Here is a 5,627-nt window from a genome sequence, read left to right on the forward strand (position 1 = left end):
ATAACAAAGCTATGTCAATATTTAGGATTATCAAGACATTATGCTTATTATCAGTGTAAATTGAATAGACAAAAATCAGTAGGGCTTTATGCCGATAAAATCGTGACGCTATTTAATCAGAGCTATCAGTCTTATGGTACAAGACGAATTCGATTTGATTTACAGAAAGAGAATATTTGGGTGTCACGCCGTTACATTGCTCGGGTGATGAAAGCCTTATTGCTGGTATCAAAATACACCGTTAAACGTTATCAATCTCACACTACGGAAGTGAATGAAACCGCCACAGAAAATCACCTGCAACGACAATTTGATGTAGGTGATAAAAAACAAATTGTTGTTGCGGATTTAACCTATATTCAAGTTAAGCAACGTTGGAACTATTTATGTGTTTTAGTGAACTTATCCGATAGGCAAATTGTCGGTTATCATGTTGGTCAACATAAAACAGCAGAGCTTGTTATGTCGGCATTAAGTCAAATTAAACTGCCATTATCAAAATTGGATTTATTTCATTCAGACCGCGGTAAAGAGTTTGATAATCGGTTATTAGCGGATTGTTTTAAGACATTTAATATCACGCATTCATTAAGCAAGAAAGGGTGTCCATATGACAATGCGGTAGCGGAAGCGACATTTAAAACAATTAAAACGGAATTTGTAAAAGGCCAACGTTTCAACTCAACGGCTGAGTTACAACGCGCTTTTTCGGCTTATGCCTATTGGTATAATCATAAACGATTACATTCTTCGTTAGGCTACTTGCCTCCCGTTGAATTTAAAAAACACTTACCCCTTAATTTTTTTGTTTGAAAATGTGTTGCCATTCCAAATTTTCTACTTTTTTGCTGTACTATTTTAGGGGATAGTTACACTGTTACTGTACGCCGCTTACATGATACAAGCAAATCAGGTTGGTGGGTTTTGTTACAACTTATTCCATACATTGGTGGTATTATTATATTTGTATTCTGCGTACTGGACTCAACACCAGGCAGCAACCAATACGGTGAAAACCCTAAAGGGTTATAATTTACTAATAACCTTATCACTAAACGTGATAAGGTTAAATCATTATCAATGTCATCTTCTACCTTATTAAATACTTTCTCCGTTTAAATACTCAACAGGTAAATCAATCACTTTTTTATTAATTTGTTCACCATTAATCCGTTTTAATAACAGCTCAGCTGCAATTTTTCCCATTTCAATTCTTGGTGTCTGTATAGATGCTAGTTTGGGATTCATAAATTGACCAATTTGATGTCCATGAAATCCAACAATCGCTATTTGTTTTGGTACTTCAATTCCCATCCGTTGGCACTCAAGTAATACCCCTAAAGCTAAGTCATCATTAGTACTAAAAATACCATCAACACAAGGAAACTCTTTTAAAATTTGATGCAAAAATCTTGACCCTAATTCATAAGATGATGCTTCTTTAGTCGCTAGCGTTCTAGGTGTTAATCCTGCTTCTTCCATAGCCTTTTCATATCCTTTTTGACGTATAATACTTCGTTGATCTTGTCTTGCACTAAAATAGACAATATTACGGCGGCCTTTATCTATCATTTTATCAATCATATTCTTGGTTGCAGTAAAATTATCAAATCCAACAGCCATATCAATACAAGGTGAAACACTGTCCATAATTTCAACCACAGGAACACCCGAAATTTCAATCATCTTTAATGTTGCTGGAGTATGCGTTCTTTCCGTTAAAATTAATCCGTCAATATTATAAGAAAGTAATGAGCGCAGGCGTAATTCTTCTTTGTCAGCACTGTATCCGGTATGAGTGATCATGGTTTGATATCCTCTTACATCAGTCACCATCTCAATACCTTTTAAAATATCGGCGAAAACCTGATTGGTTAAAGAAGGGAACACAATACCAATGGCATTACTTTTAGCGTTAGACAGCATATCGGGAGCTTTATTAGGAATATATCCTAGCTTATCTATTGCGGCTGAAATTTGTAATTGAAGTGGTTTAGATACAAGATTGGGATCGCGTAAAAAACGACTCACAGTCATTTTACTAATCCCGATTAGATTTGCAATTTCCTGCAAACTTGTTCGACGTCTTTTATTATTACTCATGTTTGTTTTTCCGCTAGTCTTGGTTGCCAATCTATTGCTTTTTTACCTTGTTGCATAATAAGATCATTCGCTTTGGAAAAGTGCTTACAGCCAAAAAATCCACGATGAGCTGATAACGGTGATGGATGTACCGATGTTAATACATGATGTTTTTGGCGATTAATAAACTGCCCTTTTTTTTGTGCAGGAGATCCCCACAATAAAAAAACCACACCTTCAAGATACTCATCGATTGCTGCTATCACATTATCAGTAAAAGTTTCCCAACCTATTTTTGCATGAGAATGCGCTTGCCCCGCTTCAACAGTCAACACATTATTTAATAGTAATACACCTTGAGCAGCCCAAGAAGCTAAATAGCCATGAGAAGGAATTGTAAAACCATCAATATCGGTTGCCAGTTCTTTATAAATATTAACTAACGATGGTGGTGTCTTAACTCCGGGTAAAACAGAAAAAGAAAGACCGTGAGCTTGATTAGGACCATGATAAGGATCTTGCCCTAAAATCACCACTTTGATTTGATCAAATGGTGTAAAACGAAACGCATTAAACACATCATGCTGAGGCGGGTAAATTATCTTTCCATTAGCACGCTCAGTCTTTACAAATTGCATTATTTGTTGAAAATAAAGTTTTTGTTTTTCTGCACCAATAACTTCATGCCAAGTCAATTTTGTTGTCATATTTTGATATCACTCATCAATAATGCCAGTGTTTCTGGGCAATAACTAATATATTTCTACATAATAACCTATCACAAAAGAAAATAGAAATTAAAGGTATTACTTATCGAAGCAATAGTTTTTTTTGACTTTTATCAAATTTTTAAAGTGCTATATTAACCATAATTGTTTTAGGGCAATAAGGCCCGTTAGGAGGATTTAAAATGATTACAGGTATCCAAATTACTAAAGCAGACAACTCAGCACTTCTAAACTCTTTCTGGTTATTAGACGACTCTACAAAAGAAGCTCGTTGTGTAGCTGCTAAATCAGTTTATAAAGAAGATCAAATCATTCCTACTGCAGAACTTGGTCAATTCGAATATCGCGAAGTTCCATTAGATGTTGCTCCAACTGTAAAAGTTGAAGGTGGTCAACATTTAAATGTGAACGTTCTTCGTCGTGAAACTTTAGAAGACGCTGTAAAACACCCAGAAAAATACCCACAATTAACAATTCGTGTTTCTGGTTATGCAGTACGTTTTAACTCATTAACAGCAGAACAACAACGTGATGTTATTGCTCGTACGTTTACAACTAAAATTTAATAAAATAACAAAAGTTTTTAACCCAGCATTTGCTGGGTTTTTTATAATAAATAAGATATTTATTCCGAATTTAATTTTTCATCTTATCAGATTAACTATTTTATCCTAGTGATGTTAAACATTTCAGCAATACTTCTGTTAATTTCGATGCGTTAGTCCTTTTTATGTAGTTGACATTAATATAAGAAAAAGAATTTTCTTGCTCAAGAATATAAATAGTTGCTATTGTAGCTATTATCGCGATTAAAGTCATAGCAGGTTACTTAAGTTAGGTATTGGTGGATGTGTTTATGCTACCAACCGTACTTTTTATTCCTTAAACTGTTTTATATTGAACAATATTTCTTTATTTTGTTAATAAAATTTTTTTCTAAAGATAAAATTTAGTAGATGTTTTTGCTTGCTAAGTAAAAACACAATACCTTCATAGCGATAATTAACCATTGATTGCTTAAACAAGTACTAATTAAATTCCACCTAACTCTACCACAATTGAAATAACTTTACACATTCTACAATATAGTTAAGAATAAAATTATTTTAATATCAAAAATCATAAACTTTCTATAAGGAATTTTTAGAATGAAAACAATTGGTTTAATCGGGGGTATGAGTTGGGAAAGTACAACAACTTATTATCAAGTTATTAATCAAACTATTGCTAAATCATTAGGAGGCCTGCATTCAGCAAAAACGATTTTATATAGCGTTGATTTTCAAGAAATTGAAAGTTGCCAAGCTAATAATGAGTGGAAAAAAAGCGCAGAAATTTTAATTGATGCGGCTAAAAGAGTTGAATTAGCTGGTGCAGATTTTATTGTTATTTGTACCAATACTATGCATAAAGTTGCAGATCAAATCCAAAAAGCAATTAATATTCCGATTATTCATATTGCCGATGTGACAGCTAAACATTTACTCGCACAAAATATTAAATCGGTCGCTTTGTTAGGTACTAAATATACAATGGAGCAGGACTTTTATAAATCTAAACTGATCGATAAAAATTTAAATGTGCTTATTCCTGAATCTCAAGACAGAAATATCATTAATCAGATCATTTATGATGAACTTTGCAAAGGTATTATTCAACTTGGTTCTAAGCAAGCCTATCTTAATATTGTTGATAAACTCATTAAAAATGGCGCAGAAGGTGTTATTTTAGGCTGTACGGAAATTGGGTTATTAATCTCTCAATCCGATCGTAATATACCTTTTTTTGATACAGCCTTAATTCACGCGCAAGAGGCAGCATTACTTGCAATAAGTTAATAAGTTATTCTTCGTTGGTATATTCTAGTATATCACCTGGTTGGCAATCTAGATGTTTGCAGATTGCTTCGAGTGTTGCTAGTCTAAATCCTTTTACTTTACCTTGCTTAAGTAATGATAAATTTTGTTCTGTAATACCAACTGCTACCGCTAGATCTTTTGATTTAACTTTACGTTTAGCAAGCATTACGTCTAAATTTATTATAATTGGCACATATGACTCCTTTTAAATAAATTGTTTATTTTCTTCAGCTAGTTGGCAGGCCTTTTTTAGTATTTGACCAATGAGCATAATACTAATCGCAAGAAATAACGTTATAATTTCATCACTAGAAAAAGAAATAGAAAAGTAACGTGCTGATTCCTCTTGATTATAAGTTAAGATCGTTGTTAATAACGGTTCAGATAAAAAACTTATAACCACCCAACAAACAAGCAATTTGCCAAAGATGTAACAATGGTTGGCTGATTTTACTGAGAAATATTCGGATTGACTGTAATTGATAAACAGTAGTCTAAGTTGATAAAACGCATAAACTAAAAGAAGTATTAATGAAGTATCCATTAATGTTGCAATAGCTGCTTGCCATCCAGATAAAGATACAGGATCAACATTCTCCCACCCACCAGAGGAGAAAGTAAACCCTACAAGTCCAATATCTTGTCTATCAAAAAAATAATATAAGAATGGAGATATTGCGCCAATTAACAAAATTAGAATTGGAATTAATGTTAGTAATGCCATAATTCGACAATATTGATTCAATCGAGAATGTGTTTTAGTCGTATCTGTGTTCATTTTTAAATCCTTTCGTTTTATAAAAAGTGAACACAGTATAGCATTGGGAAATTAATTAAACAATAAAAAATTAAAGTAAAACGATAATTTTCTATTTTATTATTTTTAATTATAAAAACTAAATATTAAATAAAATTACTTTATAATCATTTGATTTCACTAAAAAATAATTAGATATAA

8 protein-coding genes are annotated in these 5,627 nt (G+C 32.6%); 4 read left to right on the top strand and 4 right to left on the bottom strand.

Annotated features, from left to right (window positions below; genetic code table 11):
* Both A9G32_RS12205 and A9G32_RS13755 read left to right on the top strand, forming a co-directional pair.
* Positions 1–813: IS3 family transposase (locus A9G32_RS12205; protein ID WP_081296859.1), on the top strand; the 813-nt coding region annotated here is incomplete at its 5' end.
* A gap of 12 nt (positions 814–825) precedes the next feature.
* The gene (locus A9G32_RS13755) at positions 826–1,032 is read left to right on the top strand and encodes a DUF805 domain-containing protein (RefSeq protein ID WP_081296860.1); all 207 of its coding nucleotides are present in this window, start codon (positions 826–828) and stop codon (positions 1,030–1,032) included.
* 66 nt (positions 1,033–1,098) lie between these two features.
* Here the strand turns inward: A9G32_RS13755 and gntR are convergent, their stop codons facing one another.
* The gene (gene gntR / locus A9G32_RS12210) at positions 1,099–2,103 is read right to left on the bottom strand and encodes a gluconate operon transcriptional repressor GntR (protein WP_065590417.1); all 1,005 of its coding nucleotides are present in this window, start codon (positions 2,101–2,103) and stop codon (positions 1,099–1,101) included.
* Positions 2,100–2,789 (bottom strand): uracil-DNA glycosylase, encoded by a 690-nt coding sequence (ung, locus tag A9G32_RS12215; protein ID WP_065590418.1) that lies wholly within the window; start codon positions 2,787–2,789, stop codon positions 2,100–2,102. The genes gntR and ung overlap by 4 nt, the downstream gene beginning before the upstream one ends.
* 203 nt (positions 2,790–2,992) lie before the next feature.
* Here ung and grcA point away from each other — a divergent pair, with 203 nt between their 5' ends.
* Together grcA and A9G32_RS12225 are read left to right on the top strand one after the other, a co-directional pair.
* Positions 2,993–3,376: an autonomous glycyl radical cofactor GrcA gene (grcA, locus tag A9G32_RS12220; protein ID WP_034910787.1), complete on the top strand. Its 384-nt coding sequence runs from the start codon at positions 2,993–2,995 to the stop codon at positions 3,374–3,376.
* Between the two features lie 582 nt (positions 3,377–3,958).
* The gene (locus A9G32_RS12225; protein WP_065590419.1) at positions 3,959–4,648 is read left to right on the top strand and encodes an aspartate/glutamate racemase family protein; all 690 of its coding nucleotides are present in this window, start codon (positions 3,959–3,961) and stop codon (positions 4,646–4,648) included.
* A gap of 4 nt (positions 4,649–4,652) precedes the next feature.
* Here A9G32_RS12225 and A9G32_RS12230 read toward each other — a convergent pair whose 3' ends face one another.
* Both A9G32_RS12230 and A9G32_RS12235 read right to left on the bottom strand, forming a co-directional pair.
* Complete coding sequence (locus A9G32_RS12230; RefSeq protein ID WP_034910784.1) at positions 4,653–4,862, bottom strand: helix-turn-helix domain-containing protein; 210 nt, start codon at positions 4,860–4,862, stop codon at positions 4,653–4,655.
* 12 nt (positions 4,863–4,874) lie between these two features.
* Positions 4,875–5,447 (bottom strand): DUF2975 domain-containing protein, encoded by a 573-nt coding sequence (locus tag A9G32_RS12235; RefSeq protein WP_065590420.1) that lies wholly within the window; start codon positions 5,445–5,447, stop codon positions 4,875–4,877.
* Positions 5,448–5,627 lie beyond the last annotated feature (180 nt).

It is taken from the genome of Gilliamella sp. Gris3-2, assembly GCF_001690345.1.
GTDB lineage: Bacteria > Pseudomonadota > Gammaproteobacteria > Enterobacterales > Orbaceae > Gilliamella > Gilliamella bombi.

Excerpts from the sequence above, each read along its gene's own strand:
- gntR (WP_065590417.1), bottom strand. The coding sequence starts at position 2,103 with ATGAGTAATAATAAAAGACGTCGAACAAGTTTGCAGGAAATTGCAAAT.
- ung (WP_065590418.1), bottom strand. The coding sequence starts at position 2,789 with ATGACAACAAAATTGACTTGGCATGAAGTTATTGGTGCAGAAAAACAA.
- grcA (WP_034910787.1), top strand. The coding sequence starts at position 2,993 with ATGATTACAGGTATCCAAATTACTAAAGCAGACAACTCAGCACTTCTA.
- A9G32_RS12225 (WP_065590419.1), top strand. The coding sequence starts at position 3,959 with ATGAAAACAATTGGTTTAATCGGGGGTATGAGTTGGGAAAGTACAACA.
- A9G32_RS12235 (WP_065590420.1), bottom strand. The coding sequence starts at position 5,447 with ATGAACACAGATACGACTAAAACACATTCTCGATTGAATCAATATTGT.